Raw genomic sequence first — 23,471 nt, forward strand, 5'->3', positions numbered from 1 at the left:
CTTTTAGTCTCATTGCCTCAAGTCGATAAAGACTTGAGGCAAGAGCTGTTCGTTAAATTAAGTGACTAGCCTAGAACAACGACAACATCGTTCACGCTGCCTTCTGCTTGTACTGGGATTGCACCTTCAACTGACTCACCGTTGATAGTGATAGAGGTAACCCCTTTGCTTACTGCATTCGGGTTTTGCACTGTGATGTTGTAAGTCGCGCCACGCCATTGACGAGTAACCTCGAATTCCGGCCAATCAGTCGGGATACAAGGATCAATCGTTAAGCCTTCAAAGCCTGTGCGAACACCAAGAATGAAGTTGGTTACCGCAAAGTAAGCCCAACCCGACGTACCTGTTAACCAAGGGTGGTTTGCACGACCGTGGTCTTGGTGGTCTTTACCCATGATGAACTGCACGTACGAGTATGGTTCTGCGTAGCGTGTTTCAATCATGTCATTTTGGTTGTACGGGTTCAGTGCGTCGTAGAATTTCATCGCACGGTCACCACGACCTAGCTTCGCTTCTGCTACCCAAGCCCATGGGTTCGGGTGAGAGAAGATTGCGCCATTCTCTTTAACGCCTTGGTAAACGCGAGTCACAAAGCCGATATCGTCATTTGGTGTAGCAAATGATGGAGAGTTTAGGTGTAAGCCGTATTCAGAGAATAAGTTCTCATCAACTGCGTCCATCGCTTTCTCGCCACGCTCTTGAGATACCGCACCAGATAGAACCGCTAGCGTGTTTGACTCAAGGTGTACACGACCTTCAGCTTGTTGAGCGGTACCGATCTTATCGCCATTTTTAGTCAGACCACGGATGTACCAACCACCCTCGTCATCCCATAGGTGTGTTTCACACGCTTCACGAACGTTAGCTGCCATTTCTGTGTATTTAGCGACATCAGCATCGTTATTACGGAACTTCGCAAGGTCTAAAAATTCTTGTAGCGCCCAGAAATGTAGGAATGAAACCATTGAAGATTCACCACCACCTAGGTTCAAACAGTCATTCCAGTCTGCGCGAAGACCCTTACAGATGCCCGTTTGACCAACGTATTCTGCAGAGAAGTTCAGTGCAGCTTTCATGTGTTCGTAAACCGTTGCTTCGCCGCCGTCTGCGTATGGAATTACTTCATCAAAGAAGTCGTGTTCACCGGTTTCCATCACGTACTTGATGATGGTTGGTACGATCCACAAGTGATCATCAGAACAGGTATCGTCAATGCCGTGGATCTTGTCGTCATCAGATGGTGTAGGAACAACCGTTGGCGATTTTGAAGGCTCAACGTCGGCTTTCTCTGGATCGAACCAGTCAGGATCGAATAAGTGTAGCCCGTAGCCCGCTTTCACTTGGCCACGAAGTAGATCGATAATACGTTTCTTGGTCATTTGTGGGTTGGCATGAGGTACTGAGATCGCGTCTTGCGCAGTATCACGGTAACCAAGGCCAGTACGGCCACCGACTTCAATGAAGGATGCAAAGCGTGACCAAACCACACAGGTTTCCGCTTGGTAAAGCGTCCACGTGTTGATCATGGTGTCTAAGCCTTCGTTTGGAGACTTAACTTGGAACTTGTTGCAGCGCTCATCCCAGTGATCTTTGATGCCTTGGAAAGCGGCATCGACGTTGGCTGTGTCTTGGTATTTTTCACGTAGGCGCTCGCCGTTGCCTTTACCGATACCTAGTACATAAGCAAAGCGAACTTCTTCACCCGGCTGAATCGTAAATTGCTTGTGCAGAGAACCACAGTGGTTGTAACAGGTTTGGGCGCTGTTAGAACATTTACCGTTCTCAACGGCAATTGGGTTCGCTTCATCACGGTACATGCCAAGGAAGTTATCACGTTGGCCGTCGTAGCTGTCTGGTGAGAAAGTTGAAGCTAGGTAGTAGAAACCTTCAAAGTCGTTAGTGTTGTAGTACAGGTCGTATTCAAGAACACCTTCTTGGTAAGACGTACCCGCAGAGTACAAAGACATCTGATGGTTCTGATTATCCGATTGGATGTGGCTGAACGAGAACTCAACAAATGAGAAAGTACTGATGGTTCTTGGTTTGTCAGTGTTGTTCTTTAGTACGACATCCCAAACTTCCGCATCTTCACCCTTAGGAACGAATAACGTTTTGGTTGCTGTAATACCACTGTATTCACACTTGAATTTTGAGTATGACAGGCCGTGACGAACTTCGTAGTTCGCTTCATCTAGGCTCTTTGCCACAGGCTGCCAAGAGATAGACCAGTAATCGCCCGTCTCATCATCACGCAGGTAAACATAGTGTCCTGGACGGTCGAAGGTGCCGTTTGGACGGAATTTAGTAACACGGTTGTATTCCGGAGAATTGTAGAACGAGTAGCCGCCAGCATTGTGCGAAATCACGGTACAAAACTTTTCAGTACCTAGGTAGTTGGTCCAAGGTGCTGGTACATCAGGGCGAGTGATGACGTATTCGCGATTATCGTTATCGAAATAGCCGTATTTCATTGTCATTTCCTTTTTAACAAACTGCATCTATGCAGCTAATTTTTAAATAATGATGCTGAGTCGAATCTGACTGAGCACCTTAATCAGGGAAGCAAGCGCTCGACTTGAGTATGCTTTGGCTTCGTTTTATTGAGCTTTCCAAGGGTTGCGATAATCAACATTGAGTCTGTCGAGTAATGGCAGATGGCCCTTTAGGCGAGATAGGTAATCTAGCCAGTTTCGGTTGTTTTTATGTGTCCAACATCCTTCAGCTAAAGCGCTAATTCTTGGAAATACCATGTAATCCATGCGCTTTTGATTGGTAACGATCTCACACCATAGAGCACACTGAATTCCGCGGATCCGCTTACGAATTGGATCGGTGTCGGATATCTCAGCGAGGGCTTCGTAGGTATAAGCTTGTTCTAAGGGGATAACGGCAGCCCAATCTACGCCCGGTTCTTCCGGTGCATAATCTTGGGTCATGTCGAGATAGGTAAACTGTGCTGGTTGCAGCACCACATCAAAGCCTTGGCGAGCACAATTGATAGCGGCTTCTTCACTGAGCCATGAATAGATGATGGTCTCTTTGCTCACCTTGTCGCCGTGCTGTGCTTCTTCCCAGCCCACCATGCGCTTACCAAGTTGTTTGAGTTTGTTCTCGGCATAGCGGAATAGGTGGCCTTGTAGGTCTTTGCTGTCTTGATACTGGTGCTCTTTCATCAGTGCTTGAGCGGCAGGGCTGTTGGTCCACACACCGGGTGGTACTTCATCTGCGCCCATGTGGATCAATTCGCTAGGGAAAAGCTCTGCAACTTCTTCAATAACGGCATCTAGGAATTGGTAAGTACCCGGTAAACCTGGATTTAGCACGTTGTCGTTGTAGTGCTGAATACTCTTGTATTGTGTGGTGTCTGCTTGCTCAACTAGCATGTCTGGTAGTGATTTGATCGCGGCGCGACAGTGTCCTGGGATATCGATCTCTGGGATCACCGTGATGCTGCGTTGCTCTGCGTATTCAATGACTTCGCGAATCTGTTGCTGCGTGTAGAAGCCGCCATAGTTATCCGCAAGGTGGGTGTATTGCGGTTCTAATGCATGATCAGGACCTCGCCAAGCGCCGATTTCAGTCAGCTGAGGCAGGCTCTTAATCTCAATTCTCCAACCTTCATCGTCAGTTAGGTGCCAATGAAATACGTTGAACTTGTAGTGCGCCAGTTGATTGATTAAACGCTTCACTTGCTCTACCGAGTGGAAGTGACGCGCGCAGTCCAACATCATGCCTCGGTACTTAAAGCGAGGGTGATCGGCGATTTTGCAGCATGGAATAGAAAAATTTTCGGCATCCAGTTGTTGAATCAATTGAATCAGACTTGCCACGGCGTGTGTAAACCCAGACTGGCTACCTGATTCAACAATTATTTGTTGTTCAGTAATGCGGAGTTTGTATTCTGCTTCGTCTAATGTTGGATTGCTGCGAAATAGAATGTCGCCGCTTTCGTCTTTTGAAAGTTCAGTTGAAAGCTCATTCGAAATCGACAGTTCAAAGGTAGAAAGTAACTCTTGCTGCAACCAAGAGACGGCTTTATCTGCAAGGTGAGATTGAACCTCAATCTTGCATTCACAGCTTAGCGCGAAACTACCTTGCTTGAGTTCGATCTGATTTGGTTGAGGAATCAATGCTATCTCAGAAGCGTTAACTTCAGGTATTTGATTGCGTTCACGGTATGGCGAAGCCAGTACTATGGGTGATATCGCGACAGGCAGTACCGATGTTTCTCCATCATGATGTGATTGGATAAATGCATCATTAAGGCCATCAGAATAGAAGCGGAATGGGGCGCTTTGAATACTGAATTCAAGGTAGTAATGGTTATTGGCCTTTAACACGGGCGAACTTGGTTTGAACGAGCAATAGCTTCCAACTTGAGTCAGTTCACCTTGCGATAGACTCTCAGGAAGGATGAATCGGTCAAATGCAAAATGCAGAGACCAATCTTTTACGTCGAGGTCACTTAAATTATGTACCGTAAGGCCAAATCGGCAGTTATTTTTTTGTTCAGAAAGAACAGCTAAGTCGATGCGATAATTCATATAACTTCCCTGCTAAGCCTGTTGATACAAGTTGTGTTGTGACTTGCCGGCAAACATCAATGCGCCTTCGATAGCGTCAAATTGAGGTTTAACGATCCATTGTTGTACTGGTGGTGATAGCCAGTTGAGAATACGCTCAGCGATACTTCCCATTAAGCACACCTTGTCAGCGCCTTTTCGATGCAGCGCTAATACAAACATTTCGATATCGGCTGCAGTCTGCTTAAGCATCTCTATAGCCAGTTCATCGCCTTCATTTGCCAGTTGAAAAATGACGGGAGAGAATTGACCGTAATCTTTTGGAATCGCGCCTTTTGACCATGCCACGATCGCATCAACATCATTATTGAAATGATTCATAACATGTTGAGTCAGTGGGGTTTTGTTACGAATACCATCTTCAGCGAGTAGAACTTGCTGAATTAAACGAAGGCCCATCACTGCGCCGCCGCCTTGGTCAGAAATTGGAAATTCACGACCACCAACCACGTGTTGTTCGCCGTTGTTTAGGTAGATACCACATGAACCTGTACCACCAATCATGATCGCGCCGTCTTGGCCATTATGTGCACCAATACATGCACCATAGGCGTCTGTATTGAGTGTCATACTTGCGAAAGGGTGTGCTTGTGCCATGAAGTCGAGCCATGCTGACTTCTGTTCAGCACCAGCTAGCGCCAAACCAACATGCATATTAGAAAAATCGTTAGAGTTGAGTTGCCCTTGTTGTGCGGCTTTAGTAATCGCATCAACAATTGAACTCATTGCAACATCGACACCCAAAAGGATGTTGGCACTGCCACTTTTCGCTTCACCAATGAGTTTGCCTTGGTCATCACGAATGCGAGCACGGCAAGATGTACCGCCACCATCAATACCTACGTAGTAAAGCGTCATGATTATTGCTCCTTACTTTGTGCTAGGAAGTTGAATTGCGCAGCCGTTGCTAGCAAATACCACGCTCCATGAGGGATCCATTGTTCACCCCAGCGCCAGTTTTGAAGCATGTCGTCTTTCTGTGCTGGTGGGTTGAATGCGATGTCTTGTTCGTCTTCGAACCCTGCCGTGATGCCATTGCAAATCCCGCCTTTGGCATTGAAGAAACCAAGTTGTGGTAGATAGTCTGGGTTGTTATGACCGTGGCCATCAAGCATGCACATGTGGTATGGGTTGAGGCCCAAAATCCAGTCAAGGCTATTTTGTGAAAGTTGGATTAGACTCTGCTGAAGGTCATTATCTTTAATGTGCGGTTGAACTAGGTAAGCCATGGTCGCAATTGAGCCAAGACGTGCGTTTTCGCCTTGCCACCAGTAGCCAGTTTCGTTTTGTTGAGCGACAAAGAAGGCATCGCGCTTAACACCATCGACAGACTTTACGTACTGTCTTGGGTAGCCAAATGGATTGATAACTTTGTCGGTAATGTTGATTTCGAACTGACAAGCTTGCTCAACAACCACACGTGCTTGTTCTTTCAACTCAGTGTCAGTTTCATTATCGATGTACTCGCATAGAGCAATTACAGGAAGGCCAGCTTCAGCTGCATGGAAATAGGGGCGAGAGCCATCAGCATTAGCTGACCAAAAGTGCTCAAATGAATCATCAGATTGCTGACGAGAGATCAAGCGACTAGCCCAAACTCTTGCTTCGGATAGGTATTGCTGGTCTTGAGTTACGCGATACAGCTCATTGGCTGCGAGCAGGGCACAATACTCATCGATGATGTTCTCTTCACCATCGTTTAGGTACTGGAGGTTGTACTCTTTTAGGTGCCAGTAACCCTTAACAGCCGTTTCAAGGTAGGTGTGGCTCGAGTAACTGCCAGAGGTTTCAAGCTCAGATGCAGCAGCCAGTGCTGCAATAGCGACGCCTGCACCTTGTCGGTAGCCAGCTTGTAAGTCTGTTGATCTATGGCCTTCTTGAGTCGCATAAGCGCAGATGTCACGTTGATTGATGTCTTTACTCCACTTGTCGAATACCGTCATGTAAAAGTATCCGTCAGCGTCCTGCATACGCACTAAGAAATCGGCACCGAATAGGGCTTCTTCCACTAAACGAGTCATAGAGAATTTAGGAAAGTCTGGGTTATTGCTAGTCAAGCGCACGCTTTTGAGCATGTTCCAAACAACCATCGGAATTTGTTGTGGGTTGAGATAATTGCCATAAGATAGGTGGCTAAAGTACTTACTTACATCACCCGATGCGTCGTACCAACCGCCATGAACATCGACGTATCTGTCAGTGCCCATAATTTGTGCTTGTCGATCTTTTTTGTCGAAACTACCGCCACAGCGTTGTGACTTAAAGTAATGAAGCACATCAGAAAACGTGTGGTTCATTAATAGGTTGCTACCAATCTCAAATACTTCAGAGCGTAGGTTGTCAAAACGTAGGTAGTAGCGACCAGATTCAGTGAATGAACTGAAATCGATAGTGAAGAATTGCCCTTGATGCCAATTTGCTACGCGGCCTTGTTTAACCACATCAAAACTTCCGACAGTGATATGGTTGTCGGCACACACCAAAAGTGCAGTCGTACTTGATAAGCGAGCTTTCTTCGTTTGCAGAATAGCCTGCTTTGGAGCCGTGGATTCGTAGCCAATATGGTTGGTCAATAACAGCATCAATATTCTCCGACAGTCCTAGTTTCTATTGGCTAGGTACTTGAATGTTTTGGATATAAATAGTTAGGGCCCGCAGACCCTAACTTGGTTTTATTGCTTAGCTTTCGTGTAGGTAACAACGCACAAAGTGGTTATCAGCTAACTGCGTAACCCCTGGTAACTGCTCTTTACACTTGTCCATTGCATGAGTGCAACGGCCTGCAAATGGGCAACCTGCAGAGACTGGTGTCCAAAGAGGGATCTCACCTTTGTTGCCTGCGAGTTGTTCGTGGATCGATTTTTTAGGATCTGGAACCGCAGAAACAAGCAGTTGGGTGTAAGGATGCTGAGGGTTAGCAATCACATCATCGGTATCGCCCCATTCCACCATGTGTCCTACGTACATCACTGAAAGATCTTCAGCAATGTAACGAGCGGTTGCGATATCGTGGGTGATGTAAAGTAGAGACATTTGTTTCTCAAACTTCATTTCTTCCATCAGGTTCAAAACACCAGCACGAATCGATACATCAAGCATCGATGTTGGTTCATCGGCTAATACAACTTCTGCACCAACTGCAATGTTACGGGCTAGGTTGACACGTTGACGCTGACCACCAGAGAGTTGATGAGGGTACTTCTCTGCCGTTGCTTGTGGTGGCACTAAGCCAACTTGCTCTAGAAGATCGTACACACGTTCCTGTAACTCTTTCTTGTTGCCCGGAGATACTTTTTTGTGGATCAACAATGGTCGAGCTATGTGGTGAAAGATGTTATGTGTTGGGTTCAGGGAACCAAACGGGTCTTGCCATACCATCTGCACACCTTCACGGTAGTGCATAAGATCTTTTCTGCTTGAGATCTCTTGGATATCACGACCTTTGTATTCGATCGTACCGCCCGAAGGCGCGTACATTTTTGCGATCATTTTTGCTGTTGTTGATTTGCCTGAACCAGACTCACCAACCACAGCTAGGCCGCGACTTTTATACATCTTGAATGATACGTCGTTAATCGCACGCATCATTGGGGTTTGAATTGTGGTACTGCTTATTGGGAAGTCTTTTACGACATTCTTGCCTTCTACCAATAATTGACCGAAATCTTTGCTCATAATTGTCTCCAGAATCCTTATTCGCTTTGCTTGCATTTCGGCGGTCGAGCCGCCTTATTCGTTATTCACGCTGAATCAGCGTGCAAGCTATAGCTTCCTTTGTACTATTGGGTCACCGTACAGGTGGCAGTTAGACAAATGTCCCGGGTCGATAGAACGCAGCTTGGTTGGCACCTTGGTACACGTTTCATGTACACGATCACAACGAGCTTGGAAACGACACCCTTCAGGGATCTCCAACAGGTTCAGAGGGTTACCCGGAATGCCTGCTAGTTTTGTCTTTGGCCCTGTTAGTGGAGGGAAAGAACTTCCCAGCCCTTTGGTATAAGGGTGGTAAGGGTTTTCTAGAATATCTTGAGCATTAGCAACCTCGATGAGCTCACCTGAGTACATGATGCCGATACGGTCAGAGAACTCGACCATCAATGACAAGTCATGGGTGATGAACAGAATCGAGAAGCCAAACTCTTCTTTTAGTGCATAGATCTTTTGTAGGATTTCGCGTTGAACAACCACATCAAGTGCGGTCGTTGGCTCATCCATAATGATCAGCTTTGGATTCAATGCTAAAGCGATAGCAATAACCAAGCGCTGACGCATGCCGCCAGAGAATTGGTGAGGGTAGTCACTCAATCGGCTCGGGTGAATATCTACGATTTCAAGTAGGCCTTCAGCGCGTTGCTTAGCTTGCTCACGAGTCATGTTGGTGTGACGCATAATTACGTCACAGAACTGCTCTTCCATTGGTAATACGGGATTGAGTGCGTTCATCGCACTCTGGAATACCATCGACATCTCGCTCCAACGGAACGCTTGCATACGGTCATCACTGTATTCAAGGATGTTCTCACCATTGAAGATAACCTCACCACCACTGATGTAAGCGGGCGGCTTGTGCAGACGCATAAGAGAGAAAGCAACAGTTGATTTACCACAGCCAGATTCACCAGCTAGGCCGAATACTTCACCTGGAGCAATGTCGAAACTTACGTTGTTACACGCACGTACATCGCCAGACTCTGTGATGTAATCCACGCATAAATTGCGGATAGAAATTAGTGGTTCAGACATGATTATTTATCTCCGCTCCAAAGTGCATTTTGTGGTGGTAGTTCAGGTTCACGTTCTTCTTTGTCTTGTGCTGCTAATTTCTTCCAACGCTTCATGCCTTTGTGAGAACGCAGTTGCGGGTTGGCAATTTCATCGACAGCGAAGTTAAGTAGAGCAAGACCAGTTACAAGTAGTGTCAATGCGATACAAGGAGCCAACAGTTCCCACCAAGCGCCAATCAGCATTGATGAAGAGGTTTGAACGTTGTAAAGCATGATGCCCCAGCTGATTGTGTTCGGGTCACCAAGACCTAGGAACGAAATCGTTGCTTCCATCATGATTGCGTACATCACCGAACCGATGAAGCTCGCGCCAACGATAGAGATAAGGTTTGGAAGAATCTCTACGAAGATAATACGGAATGAAGATTCACCCAGAACTTCAGCGGCTTTTACAAACTCTTTTTCACGCAGTGCTAAGGTCTGGGAACGAACAACACGCGCGCCCCAAGCCCAAGACATAAAGCCGATAACCAAGGTTATGGTGAGTGGCCCTGCCTCACCGATAAAGGCTGCAACTACGAACAGTAATGGGTATTGAGGAATAACCAGCATGATGTTCATTGCGGCTGTCAGAACATCATCGACACGGCCGCCAAAGTAGCCAGCGGAAACACCGATAACCGTTGCTAGTAAACATACGGTAAGACCCGCACCAAAACCTACAGCAAGAGATACGCGTGCGCCGTATACCACTTGTGACCAAACGTCACGACCCATACGAGTTGTGCCCAGTACGTGGTCTGCCTTCTTAGACATTATCAACGTACGACGATCGTCTGCTAGGTTTTGAGCAACCCAGCCATCCGGGTTAGTTTGTGCAGACTTAACCACGAAGCCAGGGTATTCGTGTGGATTACCTGTACGTTTGTCTGGCACATGTTTTGTGATCAATGGAGCCGCAATAGCACCAAGAATAAAAATACTTAGGATGATGACGCCGGTTAAGGCCATCGGGTTACGCCAAATGAGTTTTAGAATATCTTTCATGATTATTTACCACCCTTACGAAGACGAGGGTCAAGAACAACGTAAAGCATGTCTGCAACTAGGTTAAAGAACAGCATGAATAGCGTCATGATAAGCAGTTGGCCTTGCAGTACTTGGTAATCACGAGCGTTAATTGCGTTGAAAAGTACGCTGCCAAGACCTGGGTAGTTAAAGATGATTTCGATAATTAACTGACCACCGATTGCCATACCTAACGACATAGAAAGTGCTGTCACACTTGGTAGCATCGCGTTACGAGCTGCGTAATTGAATACCACTCGGTTTTCGCTCAGGCCTTTGCCTTTCGCCATGGTGATGTAATCTTCAGCTAGCAGGTTGATCATGTTGTTACGCATGTTTACTAGGAAGCCACCAATTTGAACAATAGATGCACATAGCAAAGGTAAGAAGGCGTGGTAAGCGACATCTTTAATGAATGCCCAGCTTGTCCAATCTGGAATCGTACCTGCGGTATAGGCGTAACCTGTTGGGAACCATTTCAAGCCGATTGCGAAGGTAAACAGCGCAATCATGGCAATAACAACTTGAGGAACGGCTTGTAGAATAAGCATCCCTGGAGTAACAAAAGCATCGTATTTGCTGCCACGTTTCCACGCTGCAAAAATACCTAGGATTGAACCAATAGAGAAAGAAAGAATAACGGCAGTGCCTGCTAAGAATAGCGACCAACCGAATGCGCCACCTAACAGTGTATTTACTGAAAGTGGGTAGAATTGAATTGATGTACCAAGCTCCCAGCTTAGAATGTTCTTCATGTATGCGCCGTATTGAACCAGTAAGCCGCCATCAACGAAGCCTAATAGTTCTTTCATTGCCGCAATACGCTCAGGAGTAACTTGAACAGAAGCGTTCGCAAACATCATGGTAACTGGGTCACCAGGCATTGCTCTTGGAATAATAAAGTTTAACGTCGCTGCAACTAATAGCGCGACAAAATAAAATGACAAACGTCTTAAAAAATAACCCATAACTCACACCTTACTCACCCAGATTGTTTCCCTGTTTCTGGATTCAGGTCGCTCCTAGCGAAATTTGGAACGAAAAATCCCCTGACGACTAGCGCCATACTTTCAATTGATAGTGTGGGGATTTTTATAAGCGGCGTAAGAAGTTACGCCGCAAAGATTGAACGATTACTTATTTAACTGGTTTTAGGTCCAGTACATGAAGTAGACGCTCTGGAATACCAGCCCAAATGTTTGGACGGCCTTTTGGATTTTCTTCGTTCCACCAACCAGTGAATCGAGTTGTGTTGTATTGGTACATGTAAGCACCAGACATCACAGGGATAGTCACTTGGTCTGCAGCGATAATTTGCTGGATACCATGTGCAATATCTAGCTGTTCGTTCTTGTCAGCTGTTTTGTAGAAGCTGTTTAGAAGACCATCTAGCTTGTCATTTTTGTAGAAGTGCATAGCGAAACGAGGCATACCATCACCAGATTGTAGTGATGAGTTGTAAGCACTGTTCCAGTACGTGTATGGATCCGCACCGTGGAAGTAGTTTGTGTATGCTACGTCGTATGTACCTTCAAGCATTGCTTGATTGTAAACAGAGAAGTCAGGTGTACGAGCTTTCGCTTTAATACCGATTTCGTTTAGTTGCTCTACCGCAAGTTGAACTGTGTTGTTGAAGTCAGTCCAGCCGTTTGGCGATTGAATCATTAGTTCGAAAGATTTGCCTGATGGAGTGTCAACAAAACCATCTTTGTTTACATCTTTGAAGCCAGCGTCAGCAAGAAGCTTCTTCGCGCCTTCAGCGTTGTAAGTGTTGAAGCCTTTGTATTTGTCGTGAGTTTTTTCATCAGACCAAGCTTCAAACGCGTAGCCAAGACCTGATGCGAAATCGTTCACAGTACCGCCACCGTAGAATGCGATGTCGATGATCGTTTGGCGGTCAAGAGCCATAGAGAAAGCACGACGGAATTCAACGTTGCTCAATGCTTCATGCTTCGCAGCATCAGGGTGTTTGAAGTTAACGATGAATGCTTGTGTACCTGCTGGCGGGTACCAGTAGTGGTGTTTAGGGCTTGCTGCAGCGTATGTACGATCGATATCTGGAACGAAAGAAGACGTCCAGTCCATTTCACTGTTTACAACTTTACCTAAGAACTGGTCGTTGTTCGCAATTTGTGGAACACGTAGACAGTCAACATCTAGGTTGTCTGCATCCCAGTAGTTCGGGTTTGCACACTGGATGTACAGTTGCGCTGTAAACGTATCGATTTCTGTAAATGGACCAGAACCTACCGGGTTCTCATTGGTAAACGTTGATGGATCTTTAACGTCTTTCCAGATGTGCTTAGGTACTACAGGTACTTTAGCAATCTCGTAAGGTACGTTTGAGTTTGCTTCTGTTAGTGTGAACTTAACTTGGTTGTCGTTCAGTTTTTCTACAGAAGTTACCCAAGAGTTGATACCAGATTGGTCAAGCTCTGGCTTCTCTTTTACAAGGTTGAAAGAAAAAACAACATCATCAGCAGAGAAAGTTTCTCCATCAGACCATTTAACACCCTTACGAATGTCGAAAACAACGCTCATCAGATCATCTGACATTTTGAAGTTTTCAGCTAGACGGAACACCGGAGTGTTACCGTGCATTTCGTTAAATACTACTAAAGGCTCGTACATGAAGTCAGTTGTAGTATGTAGGTTAGTAGCACCAAGGTACGGGTTAAAGTTACGTACGAATGTAGTGTACTCTTTCGGGTGAACGGTCAGTTCGCTGCGCTCTGCAGCTGTTGCTACTGATGCAAAACCTGTTGTAGCAGTTGCAATAATTGCTGTTGCTATTGCTGTTTTTTTTATATTGGCAAGCATAGCTGTTCCTTACTATTTGCTTTCATTTCACTAATGGATTGAATGTTATCTGTCGCTAATTAGTTAGTAGATACACACTCTAGTTAAAGGCCTACCTCTTCTTCGTTGCTCCAGATTCATCTTTGATTCTGAGAAGTGGTAAGAGTGGCCTGTAGGCCTTTGGCAGGAGTAAGAAAACACCTTATCGATGAATTAATCAAACTCGTTTCCCGTCAAAAACGTTAAAAACACATAGCGCCACGTCATTAACGTCAAAATGGCTTGCTTTGGTGGTTTTTTGTGCGCAATTGTTAAGGTGATGTGACTCGCATTTGGTTTTGTGGTGGTAGCTTTTTGTAAGTGGTCACTAACCTTTTCGGCTTTTAATTATCGATGCTTATCTTGCTGTGGTGTAATTGTAGATCTCGGTCACTTACCTATTGTACGTTAAATTTTTCTAGAAAATTAAATCTGCCGTTCTGTTGTGACTCGCTTCTCAAACTGCAACAAAGAGCCGGAGGAATGTGAAATTCAGCCAAGAATAAGGCTCAAAATAGTAACTGAGCTGGTGATTGTTTAAGATTGAGCAACGTGTCATTTTGCTTGTTTAATGCCGTAAAAGAAGTGTGTTTGAATCGACGTCATTGTCCTTTGGTCGCGTATGATATTCACAAAAAAGCCCACGCTAGGTGGGCTTCATTATTTACAATAGCTTGAGCTTACTTCAGAGCTAACTGGTCAGTAGTTTTTGTAGCTTATCCCTTAGTGTCTCAATATGAGTTCTTTCAGGTGTCTGTTCTTTACAGTGCTCAAGTATAAACTCGATAGAACTCAGTACCGTTCGCCAGCGAGGCGTTTTCGGTAGAGTTTCTACACGTAGATATTTGTCTAGCGTTCTAGTTTGCAGGGTACTGCGGTCTAGGTAGACGCGCCACAAGCCACTCTTCTCTGCGAAGGCAAACTTGGTTTCCCCTGTAACAGACTCCCAGTAGATGATGGCATTAGTCATGACATCGACCAGCACTTCACGCATCAGCTCTTGTTTGTTTTTACCTTCACCGGTTGCTTTATCTGCAAGGCGAGTAAATTCACCGCCAAGTTCTTTCAGTTGTTGAAGTTTATCTTTGTCACCCTCAAAGGCGTAGCTTGAAAGTGCCTCAACCGCCGTTTCAAGGTTATTGACTCGGTTTGAGTTAACCCCACCACCAACATTAAAGATATACATGGTGTCGAGCCCTGAGCCTTCAGGTAGCTTAAGGATATCACTTGGTATCCGCTGACGAGTGTCGTCTATATAGATGTCAATATCACCACAGTAGTGAGCTTGTTCCACCTTAAGGTATTTAGGCGCAATGATCTCATCGGCCATAGAGCGTTTAAGCTGCTCTTGCCCGCGCCTAAATAGTTTTGCTGCAGCTTCGTTGGCAAATCGAATTCGTTGGTCATCACGAATACAGATGATGGCCTCAGGGGCTGATTCTAGCTGCTCTAGCAAGCGCCCTTGAGTTTCTAGCAGGTTCGCTTCAACCATGGCTCTGTGTTTAAGCTCCAGTTGCAATTGATCATTCTCAAGACGTCTTTGCTCAGCTTTACTTGCTGATAAGTGAGCCGTAATTCGCGCCGCCAGCTCTTGTTTGTTGAACGGTTTAGACAAGTAATCGTTGGCACCAGCTTCAAAGCCACGAACACGGTCTTCTGCTTGATTAAGAGCTGTGAGCATGATGATTGGCAACTGTGCATGATCGTATTGCTTACGCAGTGCTTCACACACCTGATAGCCACTCATACCTGGCATCATAATATCGAGCAGAAGTAACTCTGGCTTCTCTTTCTCAATCAGTTCAATGGTTTCTGGGCCGTCACATGCGGTGCGCACTCGATAACCTTCCAATTTCAAGAAACTGTCTAGCACGCGTAAATTTACTGGTTCATCGTCGGCGATAACCAGTAACGGACCGTCTGGATCTTCACTGATAACACTATTTTCTTGTTGGCTGTTATCAATTAAATCTGGCGCTTGGAAGTGCGAATAGCTTCCTGAATCACTGTAGTTATCCAATTCTTCTTGGGTGGCTAAAGGTAGGGTAAAGCTGAACGTCGTGCCAAGCATTGGTTGGCTACTTACGTACAGTGAACCGCCCATCAGTTCAATCAATTGACGACTTATGGACAACCCAAGCCCTGCACCTTGGCGATAGTTACTTGAGTCTTGTCCTGCTTGAATCAGTGGCTCAAAGATGGGTTCTAAGTATTCAGCAGGTATGCCTTGGCCTGTATCAACAACTTGTACACGAATGTTGTCGTCGATAACGCTTGCTGAGATAACAATTTTACCTTCTGATGTGTACTTGATGGCATTGCCGACCAAGTTATACATCACTTGTTCTAATCGTTGAGGATCGGACGAAACCAACCCTAAGTCACTGGGTACTTGGTTAATAATTCGGATTGGCTTATTGCCCAACAGATGATGTGACAATTCTAGTACCAAGCTGGTAGCAGCAGATAAATCAACAGCAGATTTATTTATGTCTAAACTGCCGTAGCGCATTTTGTGGTAATCAAGTAGATCATCGACCAGTGTTGCCAATCTCTGGCCACTATTGATGATGATATCCAACTGGTACTTCTGGTTGGCAGGAATAGGACCGTTTGCACCAGATATTAGCGCTTCAGCGATACCTACCATGCCATGTAATGGCGTTCTCAATTCGTGTGATGTTGTTGCTAAGAATTCATCTTTAAGTTTGTTAGCCAGTTGCAACTCTTCATTTTGTTTTTGAATGGTCTTAAGGTTGTCCTCAAGCTCATCATTTTGGCTCTTAATGAGCAGCATCTTTTCACGAATCGAACGTTGCATTCTTTCGAAGCTTACCGCGAGGCGGCCTATCTCATCTTTTCGTTCGGTATTAATCATGGTTTCATCAAGGTCACCCGCAGAGACTTTCTCTGCTGCCCATGTGAGCTTGAGTAACGGTGATGTGATGAAGTTAGACAGATAATGGGATGCGACAAATACAAGAATAATCGCCGTCAACATCACGATCACAAAGATCTTTTCTAACTGATGAATACGGGCAAACGCTTCTTTTTCTGGAAGCTCGACGACGAGTGCCCAAGTCGCATATTTGAGCTCAATTGGAGTATATGCAGCGATGATCGCTTGATCCTGAGCGTTGTCGAAGGTGCCAACGGCCGTTTCTCCTGCCAGAGCTTTATCAACAACATCTAAACTCAGATTAATCGACTCTTGTGAATGGGCAAGGCTACGTGGCAGATGATCATCGCCGACAAGCAAGGTTTGAATATTCGAACTCTTGTTGAGATCGGCAATAAGCTTAGTAATACCATTGATGGGCAGTCTAAACATGGCGTAACTGTGTAGGTAGCCCTGTTGAACGATAGGTGCGCCTAACCATGCGGTCTGTTTACCATTTTCGTCTTTAAAGTCAGAAACGATAACCGGCGTGTAGTCTTCGTTGGATTTGCGTTTGTCTTTTACGTCCTTTTCCAGGCGTTGAAAGGTTTTGCCGAGGTTTGCATCTTTGTACTTACCTGTCAGCAAGTTGGTGCCGTAGTCATCGCGCTTAAAAACTGAATAAGCGATGTTGCCGTTAATGTCGACCAATAAAATGTCGTCAAAATCAGAACGCTTAAGCAGCTCCAAATAAGAGTTGTGGTAGCGCTTGTGCAATAGGCGATAGCGCTCGCTGCCAATAAAGCTGCTGGATTCAGGGAGAATCGATGTTTTGATTTGATCGCCCGATCCTTGAATGTAGCGTTGCTGCGCATTAGCGCGTGCTTCGTCAATGTCTAACCCTAGGCGTTGGAATGCATTGATCAAACCATAGAATCGTCCGCCACTGGCATTGGCAAGCTCTGAGCGAACAAAACCCATCACTTGGGATTCTTGAGCTTGTAGGTAATCGACAATTTGCTGCTGTTTAGTATCACGGACGGAAACAAGGTGCGAAGTACTTTGTTCCTGAAGATCCTGACTGTGCGATTGGAGGAAAAATATCGCGATAAGTGTTACTGGGGTAATACTAAGGACAAGAAATGCCAGCATTAGGGTATTTTGAAGGCGCTTAAACTTCTGCTTACGATAGAATCTAAACATAAATTGGGTACTACTTTCCTTTGATGTACTGCTTGAAAGGGATGAAAACAAGTACAGAGAATAGAATTAACGGGTTCCAATTTAACGAAATTAACGAGTTTTTTTACTTTGACAAGTAAGTGGTATTTAAAGCGTGTGCAAAAGCTCATTTTTATGGGCTTTTGATAGAAATATGAACAGACAGCGCAGATATTGACCCTGCGCTGTGTTAGATAGGCTATTTGCTTGCGTGATAGATCGCGAATTTGGTGGTCTTATTTAGAGTCGCGCATTTTCCAAAAGCTTGCTCAATAATTGGAATGTATTTTAAAAAACTGTTCGCAACAATAATCATCTCACCAGAACGCTTCATGTGGTTAGGAGCCTGAGCAAGTAAGGTTTCAGTCGCACTGTAGCTTGTATCCAAACCAGAATGGAATGGTGGGTTACTGATGATGAATTGGTAATCTTTTGATGTGTCAGAGTAGACATCTGAGGCGAAGACATTACCTGTTAAACCATTGGCTTCTAGCGTTGCTTGGCTAGACGCCACGGCAAATGCACTGATGTCGCACATTTCCAGTTCGATATCAGGGTGACGAGATGCCATTACCGCGCCCAATACGCCTGCACCACAACCGAAATCCAGTACTTTACCTTTCAGTTTTGGCAGGGTATCAAGTAATAGTTGGCTACCAACATCAAATTGACCATGACTGAAGACGCCTGGAAGACTTTTCACGGTCAGTGATTGCTCACCAATGTTAACCGTGTAGGTTTTAAACCAGTCTTGCAGGTTGAAGGCTGGTGGTTGCTCGAAGCATTGACCCCAGTAGAAAGAACAACGACGCGCTGAATCGTATTTCACGACTTTTCCGTAAGGAGCAAACATCTTCTCGATACTTTTAACACCAGAACGATTTTCGCCAACTACGACAATCTCGGTATCTTTACCTAACTTGGCAAATAACATCGCCAACAGAAATTCCGCTTCCGCTTTGGCCTTTGGCCAGTACAGCATCACTAAGTCGGCTTTGGTCTCTTCGGTAAACTCCGCACCATAAAAACGTTGGATGGTGCTGCAGCCTTCTAATTGACGGTAGTAGCTGTAATTAGAAGTAAACACGGTGACTGATTCACAATGTTTCGCTAATTCAACAGGGAATAAGTCTTCTGCCTCACCTGCAACTAAAACATGTTTGCCTTCAAAGTAGGCGAGTTGACGTTGAGCAATTTGGCTTGGGGCAATATAAGCTGACATAGGACACTCTATTGAATCGTTAGCAAAAAATGAGGGCGGATTTTCGCATAATCCGCCCAAAGCTTGAAGTGTTTAATACGGGTTCGGCAACCAAGTTGCTGAACAGTTGATCAACTCTTGTCTTGCTGGTTTAAAAAGTCTTTAAACTCTTCATCGTAAATATTGAAAAGAACGATAGTAATAGCAAAGATCAGTGGGCCGTAGATAAGACCAATTAGGCCAAAAAGTTGAATACCACCCAACAGTGAGAAGAAGATCATTAGGGTATTCATGCCTGCACTACCTTGCATCAGCAGCGGGCGCAGTAGGTTGTCAATTGAGCCAACAATCGCGACACAGTAAACCGTTAGGAAAATTGCCCACGTGGTATCACCGGTTAGGAATAAGTAGGTTGCGGCTGGGATCCAGATTAGAGCGGTACCGACCACGGGGATGAAAGAGGCAAAGCCCATCATAGTGCCCCAGAACAACCCAGGGAAACCAGCAATCCACATACCTAAACCACCCGCAAAACCTTGCGCTATTGCGGTTAAGAATGAGCCCATAACGGCAGACTTAGAAACTTGCTCAATCTCAGTGAGGAGCTTGTCTTCTTGGCTACGAGATAGCGGAAGAATATGACGAACCACACTGATGATTTTGTCGTGATCTCTTAATAAGAAGAACAGAACAAACAGCATCAAGAAGAAATCCATTAAGAAGTTGGTCGCATCACCAAGGATTTTCGCACTGATACCAACCAGTTTAGAACCAAAACTTGTCGCGAATTCTCCGACTTTCTGTGCGATGGCTTGGGGCTCAATGTTGTCGAAAGGCAGGTAGTTATTCACAAACGACAGCGCTTTGACCACAAGTGGGTGTGCAAACAGAGTCTGAATACCGCCGTGTGTCACCCATTGGTACGTGTTCTGAGAGAACAGAGAGCCTTGCTGAACAATTGCTGCAAATACTGCCAATAAAGGGATAACAATAATGAAAGTCAGGATCACACAAGAAAGTAGAGAGACTACGTTCTCTTTATTCGGTATCTTCTTTTCAAGCCATTCGTGAATTGGAAACATCAGCAACGAGATGATGAATGCCATTACTATGGAATTTACATAAGGCTCGATAAGCAAGTAACAAGCATAAGCCGCCGCAAGTAGGGCAATGATGATCACCCAGTGGCTGGTGTTGATTTTGAGTTTTTCTGACACGTTAATGGTCTCTATATTTGCGTTCTGAGTTTATAATGGCTGCAAAACAGAGAGTTAGCAATGAGGAGTTTTGATAATGGGATGCTGTAATAAAGATAAGAAATGCCAAGACGAAGAACAGCAAATAAAAAAAGAGATCCCTTGGTTCAGAATGTTCCTAGGTACGCTGATGTTGTTGGTTTTTCTTTTCTGGGAACGTTAGACGTTTTTCGTTAGGTTTTCGAATAAATTGACGGGTAATTAAGCGGAAATACTCGAGTTTAATTTAGTCGATGCATTAAAAAGGGCTGCGTTAATGCAGCCCTAAATTCAATCGGTTAGCTACTTATAAAGTGCTTTCGATTATTTGCTTTCAGCAGCAATGATCGCAAGAGAGCGGTCAGCAGCTTCTAGTGTTGCATCCAGTTCTTTTGAACCATGAGCAAGAGAAGTAAAGCTTGCTTCGAATGCTGAAGGTGCAAGGTAAACACCGTGATCTAACATTAGATGGAAGAAGCGCTTGAAGCGTTCTACATCACACTTAGTTACATCTTCGTAGCACGTCACAGTTTCTTGGTCTGTGAAGAAGAAACCAAACATACCGCCAACTTGGTGAACTAGCATAGGGATGCCGTGCTTGTCAGCAAGTTGCTTGAAGCCATTTGCCAACTGCTTAGTTTTAGACGCTAGACGCTTTTCGTTGCCTTCTTCTCTTAGAAGATTCAAACATGCGTAGCCAGCAGCCATTGCAACAGGGTTACCTGAAAGCGTACCTGCTTGGTAAACAGGCCCCGTTGGTGCGATGTATTGCATCACGTCTTTACGACCACCAAAAGCACCCACTGGCATGCCGCCGCCAATCACTTTACCAAGACACGTTAAGTCTGGCTTGATGTTGTAGTAAGCCTGAGCACAACCTTCAGCAACGCGGAAACCTGTCATTACTTCATCAAAGATTAGCAATGCACCTTCTTGATCACAGATCTCACGTAGACCTTCGTGGAAGCCTTCTACTGGTGGGATACAGTTCATGTTGCCCGCGACAGGCTCAACGATGATACACGCGATCTCACCTTTGTTTGCTGCGAAGATTTCACGTACTGAATCTAGATTATTGAACGTTGCAGTTAGCGTTAGTTTCGCAAAATCAGCCGGTACGCCTGGAGAGCTTGGTTGACCTAAAGTCAGTGCGCCAGAACCTGCTTTTACAAGTAGGCTGTCTGCGTGACCGTGGTAACAACCTTCAAACTTAAGGATTTTGTCACGACCAGTAAAGCCACGAGCGAGACGAATCGCACTCATTGTTGCTTCTGTACCTGAGCTCACCATACGCAGCTGTTCCATTGATGGAACCATCTCAGATACAAGTTCAGCCATCTTGATTTCAGTTTCGGTTGGAGCACCAAAGCTAAGGCCGCGTTGAGCTGCTGCAATAACAGCGTCACGAATAACAACGTGGTTGTGACCAAGGATCATTGGACCCCAAGAGCCAACGTAATCGATATATGCTTTACCATCAGCATCAAAAATAAGTGGGCCATCAGCGCGTTCAACGAAGATAGGAGAACCACCTACGCCATTGAATGCACGAACTGGAGAGTTTACGCCACCAGGAATAGTTTGCTGTGCTTTTTCGTACAGCTCTGCTGATTTGGTCATTGATATATCCTCTTTTGACTGTCGGACCAATTGGCACGCATTGTACCTATCCGGAATCCAACTAGGAATGCCTTCGCTGATATAATCACCCGAATCTGGTTGTTTTGTGTGGTTACGCGTTTTAATTGTCAGATATTAGCGAGTTTACAGCAGTAAAAGGAACGATCCTGTGGTGAATACTTGAACGTTTCAGTCAGGTATTAGATAATCACCAGAATATAAGAAAATACTCAACAACTATGGTCTCGATTTAGATTTGTATCATGTTGTTTTTGACACAGGTAAGAGAGGTTGTCGTGAGCGAAGTAAATATCCCATTGTCCTTTTCTGATGCAGCAGCTACCCGCGTACAAACGCTAATTGCTGAAGAAGAAAACCCAGAGCTAAAACTGCGTGTATACATTACAGGCGGCGGTTGTAGTGGCTTCCAGTACGGCTTCACATTTGATGAAAAAGTAAATGATGGCGACACTACCATTGTAAATAGCGGTGTGACGCTGGTTGTTGACCCAATGAGCCTACAGTACTTAATGGGCGGCATGGTTGATTACACTGAAGGCCTAGAAGGCGCACGTTTCTTTGTGAACAACCCGAACGCGACAACAACATGTGGTTGTGGCGCATCATTTAGCGTTTAGCGTGCACGAAAGGTAGCTTGAACGGAAAGCTACATTAGAAATATTTTAAACGCCGAGCCAATGCTCGGTGTTTTTGTTTGTAAAAAATACACCATACAAAACAGACAGTAAGTCGACTTATTCTAGGCATGTACGCCAAGGTTATTTTGGATGGTTATGCTTAAGCTCCACTTCATTCATTTGCTTTATAGTAAACGCCATATTTTTTAAACTGTCGATAGCGTCCAACTTCGTTGGGTGTGGGTCTGTTAAAGTTACCTCTGTGCATCAGGATGTTGCATATGACGGTGTTAAGCTAATTAGCGCGCCTTAATCACATTGGACAAAAGGATTTGCTATGCCCACTCTATTTTCTAACTCTCCATTTTTTCAGAAACTGAAGCAGCCGTGGTTGGTTTCTCTGGTTCTAGTTGTACTGTTGTCGATTTGGCTTGGTTTAGGAGTGGGGCAAGCGGAAGAGTCGCCAGAAAAAAAAGCGACAGAAATTCCGTTGGCTAAGGTTTCCTTTCAAACATTCACTTCATCCCCCACCTTTAAAACCATAGATCTTTATGGTCGCACAGCACCCGATAGGCATGCTCGATTGGGAGCGGAAGTCGCGGGCAAGATTGTTAGGTTGAACGTTGTGAAAGGCGATACGGTTAAAGTAGGGCAAGCCATTGCTCAGATAGATAAAGGTGACTTAGAGATTCAGCTAGAGCGAGCTTCGGCTTTATATCGCTTGAAGCAGAAGGAATTCAAAGCGGCGCAGTCGCTGAAAAAAAGAGGGCTGCAAGGCGAGATAGCCTACACCACAGCTGAGGCTTCGTTAACTGAAGCGAAGGCTATGAAGCGTAATGCTGAACTGGCTCTAAAAAATACAGTCATCACATCGCCTTTCTCCGGTGTGGTTCAAGACTTGATGGTTGAGCTTGGCGATTTCGTAGGCGTCGGCGATCCGGTTGCGGGTGTGATTGATCTTGACCCTCTGGTCATCGAAGCCGATGTCAGTGAACGTCATATCCAGCATTTGTTAGTCAATCAATCTGCTTTGGTTCGTCTGTTAGGGCGAGAAGAAGCGGAAGGTCGTCTGCGCTATGTTTCTCGAATCTCTTCTGCTTCTACTAATACCTTCCCAATAGAGATTGAAATCGATAATTCCGATGGCCTGTTACCTGCCGGTGTCAGTGCTGAAGTAACACTCAACCTAGAAACAAGTGATGCTATCAAGATAACACCTGCGATGCTGGCACTGGATGAGGCCGGTAATCTTGGGGTCAAAACTTTGGTTTCAGCCGATGACTCACCAACCGTGAAATTTATAGGTATTCAGCTAGTAAAGGCAGAACAAGATGGAGTTTGGCTCACAGGGTTAGGTCAGCGAGTTGATATTATAACTGTAGGCCAAGGGTTTGTGCGTGATGGTGATTCGGTGATTGCTGTTGAGCAAGGTGTTGAACTCTCTAACGTAACTGCAGAGTAG

At 45.2% G+C, this 23,471-nt stretch carries 16 protein-coding genes; 3 read left to right on the plus strand and 13 right to left on the minus strand.

Annotation, left to right across the window (positions count from 1 at the left end):
* Positions 1-65 precede the first annotated feature (65 nt).
* The 12 genes from ACED60_RS03390 to ACED60_RS03445 all read right to left on the minus strand — a co-directional run bounded on the left by ACED60_RS03390 (position 66) and on the right by ACED60_RS03445 (position 19,733).
* On the minus strand, positions 66-2,471 hold the full coding sequence (locus ACED60_RS03390) for a GH36-type glycosyl hydrolase domain-containing protein (RefSeq protein ID WP_371726938.1): 2,406 nt from the start codon (positions 2,469-2,471) through the stop codon (positions 66-68).
* 126 nt (positions 2,472-2,597) lie between these two features.
* A complete protein-coding gene (locus ACED60_RS03395) occupies positions 2,598-4,544 on the minus strand; it encodes a beta-N-acetylhexosaminidase (protein ID WP_371726939.1) in 1,947 nt (648 codons plus the stop codon).
* 12 nt (positions 4,545-4,556) lie between these two features.
* Positions 4,557-5,441, minus strand: coding sequence for an N-acetylglucosamine kinase (locus ACED60_RS03400; protein ID WP_017103857.1), 885 nt, complete (start codon positions 5,439-5,441; stop codon positions 4,557-4,559).
* A 2-nt stretch (positions 5,442-5,443) separates the two neighbouring features.
* Positions 5,444-7,165 (minus strand): glycoside hydrolase family 9 protein, encoded by a 1,722-nt coding sequence (locus ACED60_RS03405; protein WP_371726940.1) that lies wholly within the window; start codon positions 7,163-7,165, stop codon positions 5,444-5,446.
* Between the two features lie 97 nt (positions 7,166-7,262).
* Positions 7,263-8,258: an ABC transporter ATP-binding protein gene (locus ACED60_RS03410; RefSeq protein WP_009847565.1), complete on the minus strand. Its 996-nt coding sequence runs from the start codon at positions 8,256-8,258 to the stop codon at positions 7,263-7,265.
* Positions 8,259-8,345: 87 nt separating this feature from the next.
* Complete coding sequence (locus ACED60_RS03415; protein WP_009847564.1) at positions 8,346-9,329, minus strand: ABC transporter ATP-binding protein; 984 nt, start codon at positions 9,327-9,329, stop codon at positions 8,346-8,348.
* Between the two features lie 2 nt (positions 9,330-9,331).
* Positions 9,332-10,357, minus strand: coding sequence for an ABC transporter permease (locus ACED60_RS03420; RefSeq protein ID WP_009847563.1), 1,026 nt, complete (start codon positions 10,355-10,357; stop codon positions 9,332-9,334).
* 2 nt (positions 10,358-10,359) lie between these two features.
* A complete protein-coding gene (locus ACED60_RS03425; protein WP_009847562.1) occupies positions 10,360-11,346 on the minus strand; it encodes an ABC transporter permease in 987 nt (328 codons plus the stop codon).
* A 169-nt stretch (positions 11,347-11,515) separates the two neighbouring features.
* Positions 11,516-13,198, minus strand: a complete 1,683-nt coding sequence (locus tag ACED60_RS03430; protein WP_009847561.1) for an ABC transporter substrate-binding protein — start codon at positions 13,196-13,198, stop codon at positions 11,516-11,518.
* A 709-nt stretch (positions 13,199-13,907) separates the two neighbouring features.
* The gene (locus ACED60_RS03435) at positions 13,908-17,297 is read right to left on the minus strand and encodes a response regulator (protein ID WP_371726942.1); all 3,390 of its coding nucleotides are present in this window, start codon (positions 17,295-17,297) and stop codon (positions 13,908-13,910) included.
* Positions 17,298-17,514: 217 nt separating this feature from the next.
* On the minus strand, positions 17,515-18,537 hold the full coding sequence (gene rsmC / locus ACED60_RS03440; protein ID WP_009847559.1) for a 16S rRNA (guanine(1207)-N(2))-methyltransferase RsmC: 1,023 nt from the start codon (positions 18,535-18,537) through the stop codon (positions 17,515-17,517).
* A 110-nt stretch (positions 18,538-18,647) separates the two neighbouring features.
* Complete coding sequence (locus ACED60_RS03445; RefSeq protein ID WP_009847558.1) at positions 18,648-19,733, minus strand: AI-2E family transporter; 1,086 nt, start codon at positions 19,731-19,733, stop codon at positions 18,648-18,650.
* A gap of 76 nt (positions 19,734-19,809) precedes the next feature.
* Here ACED60_RS03445 and ACED60_RS03450 point away from each other — a divergent pair, with 76 nt between their 5' ends.
* Positions 19,810-19,935, plus strand: a complete 126-nt coding sequence (locus ACED60_RS03450) for a hypothetical protein (protein ID WP_009847557.1) — start codon at positions 19,810-19,812, stop codon at positions 19,933-19,935.
* Between the two features lie 140 nt (positions 19,936-20,075).
* Here the strand turns inward: ACED60_RS03450 and hemL are convergent, their stop codons facing one another.
* Positions 20,076-21,371, minus strand: a complete 1,296-nt coding sequence (hemL, locus tag ACED60_RS03455; protein ID WP_012604713.1) for a glutamate-1-semialdehyde 2,1-aminomutase — start codon at positions 21,369-21,371, stop codon at positions 20,076-20,078.
* Between the two features lie 296 nt (positions 21,372-21,667).
* Between hemL and erpA the strand changes: the two genes are divergently transcribed.
* A complete protein-coding gene (gene erpA / locus ACED60_RS03460; protein WP_004734539.1) occupies positions 21,668-22,009 on the plus strand; it encodes an iron-sulfur cluster insertion protein ErpA in 342 nt (113 codons plus the stop codon).
* Positions 22,010-22,346: 337 nt separating this feature from the next.
* On the plus strand, positions 22,347-23,471 hold the full coding sequence (locus ACED60_RS03465) for an efflux RND transporter periplasmic adaptor subunit (protein WP_017103861.1): 1,125 nt from the start codon (positions 22,347-22,349) through the stop codon (positions 23,469-23,471).

This window comes from Vibrio sp. 1F279 (assembly GCF_041439815.1).
In the GTDB taxonomy this organism is placed as follows: domain Bacteria; phylum Pseudomonadota; class Gammaproteobacteria; order Enterobacterales; family Vibrionaceae; genus Vibrio; species Vibrio tasmaniensis_A.

Bases quoted from the DNA above. Each gene is read 5' to 3' on its own strand.
- ACED60_RS03420 (WP_009847563.1), bottom strand. From the start codon at position 10,357: ATGAAAGATATTCTAAAACTCATTTGGCGTAACCCGATGGCCTTAACC.
- ACED60_RS03415 (WP_009847564.1), bottom strand. From the start codon at position 9,329: ATGTCTGAACCACTAATTTCTATCCGCAATTTATGCGTGGATTACATC.
- ACED60_RS03400 (WP_017103857.1), bottom strand. From the start codon at position 5,441: ATGACGCTTTACTACGTAGGTATTGATGGTGGCGGTACATCTTGCCGT.
- ACED60_RS03430 (WP_009847561.1), bottom strand. From the start codon at position 13,198: ATGCTTGCCAATATAAAAAAAACAGCAATAGCAACAGCAATTATTGCA.
- ACED60_RS03435 (WP_371726942.1), bottom strand. From the start codon at position 17,297: ATGTTTAGATTCTATCGTAAGCAGAAGTTTAAGCGCCTTCAAAATACC.
- rsmC (WP_009847559.1), bottom strand. From the start codon at position 18,537: ATGTCAGCTTATATTGCCCCAAGCCAAATTGCTCAACGTCAACTCGCC.
- hemL (WP_012604713.1), bottom strand. From the start codon at position 21,371: ATGACCAAATCAGCAGAGCTGTACGAAAAAGCACAGCAAACTATTCCT.
- ACED60_RS03395 (WP_371726939.1), bottom strand. From the start codon at position 4,544: ATGAATTATCGCATCGACTTAGCTGTTCTTTCTGAACAAAAAAATAAC.
- ACED60_RS03390 (WP_371726938.1), bottom strand. From the start codon at position 2,471: ATGAAATACGGCTATTTCGATAACGATAATCGCGAATACGTCATCACT.
- ACED60_RS03450 (WP_009847557.1), top strand. From the start codon at position 19,810: ATGGGATGCTGTAATAAAGATAAGAAATGCCAAGACGAAGAACAGCAA.
- ACED60_RS03465 (WP_017103861.1), top strand. From the start codon at position 22,347: ATGCCCACTCTATTTTCTAACTCTCCATTTTTTCAGAAACTGAAGCAG.
- ACED60_RS03405 (WP_371726940.1), bottom strand. From the start codon at position 7,165: ATGCTGTTATTGACCAACCATATTGGCTACGAATCCACGGCTCCAAAG.
- ACED60_RS03410 (WP_009847565.1), bottom strand. From the start codon at position 8,258: ATGAGCAAAGATTTCGGTCAATTATTGGTAGAAGGCAAGAATGTCGTA.
- ACED60_RS03425 (WP_009847562.1), bottom strand. From the start codon at position 11,346: ATGGGTTATTTTTTAAGACGTTTGTCATTTTATTTTGTCGCGCTATTA.